Raw genomic sequence first — 3469 nt, forward strand, 5'->3', positions numbered from 1 at the left:
GTGCGGACCCGCCCGGAAGCACCGGAAGCCCCGGAAGCAGCGGTGCTCAGCTCACGGCCGCCGTGCTCACCCCTTCGGCGTGATCACCACCGCCGTGCCGTACGCGCACACCTCCGTGCCGACGTCAGCCGCCTCCGTCACATCGAAACGGAACATCAGCACCGCGTTCGCTCCCCGCGCCTTCGCCTGCTCCACCAGCCGGTCCATGGCCTGGTTACGGGTCTCGACCAGCGTCTTCGTCAGGCCCCGCAGCTCGCCGCCGACCAGCGACTTGAGCCCGGCGCCGATCTGGCTGCCCAGGTGGCGCGAGCGCACCGTCAGCCCGAAGACCTCACCGATGACGCGCTCGACGTGGTAGCCGGGGACGTCGTTCGTCGTCACCACCAGCACGTCGGACTTCTGCTGCTGACCGCCGCCAAATTCCTCGATGCCCATCGCATCCACCTCCTGCCGGACATGCTCGCCGCACGCCGCCGTTCGCGCACCCCCTCATACGGCCGTTCGCGCCGAGGGGGTACCGGGCCGGATACCGGTCGCAAGTGACCGATATCAGCTGGAAGGGAGTCGGAGTCCGGCCGGACTCCGGCCGGAACCCAGCCGGAACCCCTCTGGAACCAAGGCGGCCCGATGGGCGTTGATAGCTTTGGGCCGCACACTGAACACCAGTCCTGCCCCTTCGCCTGCGGCCGGGCCTCGCACGAGCCTGAGCCCTCGACCCAGGAGCCCCTCACCCGTGATGACTCTCGCGCTCGGCCCTCAGTGGCTGGACCCGGACTTTCTGATCGACAAGGTCGGTCTGATCGGCCTCCTGGTCATCGTCTTCGCCGAGTCCGGCCTGCTCATCGGCTTCTTCCTGCCGGGGGACTCGCTGCTGTTCACCGCCGGGCTGCTGGTGACGACGGGCAAGCTGTCCACCCCGCTGTGGGTGGTCTGCCTGCTGGTCGCCCTCGCGGCGATCCTCGGCGACCAGGCCGGCTATCTCTTCGGCCGGAAGGTCGGCCCGTCGCTGTTCAAACGGCCCGACTCCAAGCTCTTCAAGCAGGAGAACGTGGAGAAGGCCCACGATTTCTTCGAGAAGTACGGGCCCAAGTCGCTGGTGCTCGCCCGTTTCGTGCCGATCGTCCGCACCTTCACGCCGATCATCGCCGGCGTGAGCCGGATGAACTACCGCTCGTTCATCATCTTCAACATCATCGGCGGCACGCTGTGGGGCGTGGGCGTGACCCTGCTCGGCGCCGCGCTCGGCGGCATCGAGCTCGTCCACAAGAACATCGAGGCGATGCTCGTCCTCATCGTGCTGATCTCCGTGGTGCCGATCGCGATCGAGTTCCTGCGGGCCCGCTCCAAGGCCAAGAAGGCCGCCGCCGCGGGCACCGCCAACTCGTCGGCGACGTCGGCCCCGCCGCTGTCGACGGGCGCGACGCCGGGCTTCCCGGACGCCCAGCCGCCGACCCCGCCGCCGTCCACCCAGCGCGGGCGACACGCCAAGCGCTGACGCCCGGCCAGAAGTCGCCGCGGCGGTTCCGCCTCCGCTTCATCACCCGACGCCCCCGCCCCGTACGCCCCTGTCTTACCGATCCATTGCCCCCCGAGTGAGGAAAACGGGCCGGGGATCAGGCATCGTGTCCCTGAAAGCAGTCAGGAGGCGGGCGAGGAGCGAGTGGTGGCGGAACGGCAGCGTGGCGACAGCGGCTCGGAGGTCGAGGCACCCGAGGACCGCAAGCCGCAGTCGGACGAGGCGGGCAGCGCGTTCACGTCGCCGCTCGGCATCCCGATACCGCCGCCCCCCGAGGACGAGCACCCCACCTCCGAGTTCGCCATCCCCAAGGGCCTCGCCGTCGAGCCGGAGCCCGAGCCCGAGGGTTCCGCCTTCACGCCCCCGGCCGGCACCACGCCCAGCGCCGGCACGACCCAGGGCACGCTCTTTCCCGCCTTCACCCCGCCGCACGGCATCCCCATGGTCCAGCTGACCAAGGAGGTCCCCTGGCAGGACCGGATGCGCACGATGCTGCGGATGCCGGTCAGCGAGCGGCCCGTGCCCGAGCGCGTCGACAAGCAGGACGAGACCGGGCCCGCCATCCCGCGCGTCCTCGACCTCACCCTGCGCATCGGCGAGATCCTGCTCGCGGGCGGCGAGGGCGCCGAGGACGTGGAAGCCGCCATGTTCGGCGTCGCGCACGCCTACGGGCTCGAACGCATCGAGCCCACCGTCACCTTCACGCTGCTGTCGATCTCGTACCAGCCCTCGCTGGTCGACGACCCGCTGACCGCCAGCCGGACCGTGCGCCGCCGCGGCGTGGACTACACCCGGCTCTCCGCCGTCTACCGGCTCGTCGCGGCCATCACCTCGCGGGGGCTCACCCTGGAGGAGGCGTACCGGGGCCTCGCCGAGATACGCCGCAACCGCCACCCGTACCCCGGCTGGGCGCTCACCGCCGCCTCCGGGACGCTGGCGGGCGCGGCGAGCATGCTCGTCGGCGGCAACGCCCTCGTCTTCGTCGCGGCGGCCGTCGGCGCGATACTCGGCGACCGGCTGGCGTGGCTGGCGTCGGGGCGCGGGCTGCCCGAGTTCTACCAGTTCGTGGTCGCGGCCATGCCGCCCGCCGCTATGGGCATGGCGCTGAGCATCGCCCACGCCGACGTGCAGGTGTCCGCCGTCATCACCGGCGGGCTCTTCGCGCTGATCCCCGGAAGAGCGCTGGTCGCGGGCGTACAGGACGGGCTGACGGGCTATTACATCACCGCCTCCGCCCGCCTCCTGGAGGTCATGTACCTGATCGTCGGCATCGTCATAGGAGTGCTCACCGTGCTCTACTGCGGGCTTCAGTTCAGCCCGCGCCTCAACCCCGAACAGGCGCTGCGCCAGTACGACGTGCCCCTCGTGCAGATCATCGCGTCGATGCTGCTGGCCCTGTCCTTCTGCGTCCTGCTCCAGCAGGAACGACACACCGTGCTGTTTGCGACCTTCAACGGCGGCATCGCCTGGATCGTCTTCGGCTCGCTCGCCAACGTCGCCGACCCGAAGCTCAACCCGGTGGCCGCCACCACCATCGCGGCCGGCGTCGTCGGCCTCTTCGGCCAGCTCCTCTCCCGCTACCGCTACGCGTCCGCGCTGCCGTACGTCACCGCGGCCATCGGGCCCCTGCTGCCCGGCAGCGCGACCTACTTCGGGCTGCTCAACTTCGCCCGCGGCGACCTGGGCCCCGGCGTCGCCTCACTGATCAAGGCCGCTTCGCTGGCCCTGGCCATCGCCGTCGGCGTGAACCTCGGCGGCGAGGTCGCCCGGCTGTTCCTGCGCGCCCCCGGCGTGGAGGCGGTCGGCGCGGGCCGCCGCGCCGCCAAGCGCACCCGCGGCTTCTGAGCCACTCGCGATCCAAACCCCGTTCGGGCGCGTACGGGCGTACGTACTCCCGCACCCCGGCGCGTACGGGCGTACGTACGGCCTTACGTACCGCGTGCGCCCTCACCT

Annotated in this window: 3 protein-coding genes; 2 read left to right on the forward strand and 1 reads right to left on the reverse strand. The window is 70.9% G+C overall.

The window, feature by feature from the left end; genetic code table 11:
• Positions 1 to 66: 66 nt before the first annotated feature.
• Positions 67 to 435: a YbjQ family protein gene (locus ACFU99_RS37780; protein WP_363130338.1), complete on the reverse strand. Its 369-nt coding sequence runs from the start codon at positions 433 to 435 to the stop codon at positions 67 to 69.
• Between the two features lie 298 nt (positions 436 to 733).
• Here ACFU99_RS37780 and ACFU99_RS37785 point away from each other — a divergent pair, with 298 nt between their 5' ends.
• Together ACFU99_RS37785 and ACFU99_RS37790 are read left to right on the forward strand one after the other, a co-directional pair.
• A complete protein-coding gene (locus ACFU99_RS37785) occupies positions 734 to 1495 on the forward strand; it encodes a DedA family protein (protein ID WP_384401455.1) in 762 nt (253 codons plus the stop codon).
• A gap of 168 nt (positions 1496 to 1663) precedes the next feature.
• Positions 1664 to 3361, forward strand: coding sequence for a threonine/serine exporter ThrE family protein (locus ACFU99_RS37790; RefSeq protein WP_384401458.1), 1698 nt, complete (start codon positions 1664 to 1666; stop codon positions 3359 to 3361).
• The last annotated feature ends 108 nt before the right edge of the window (positions 3362 to 3469 follow it).

Origin of the sequence: Streptomyces sp. NPDC057654 (assembly GCF_042800135.1) — a bacterium.
GTDB lineage: Bacteria > Actinomycetota > Actinomycetes > Streptomycetales > Streptomycetaceae > Streptomyces.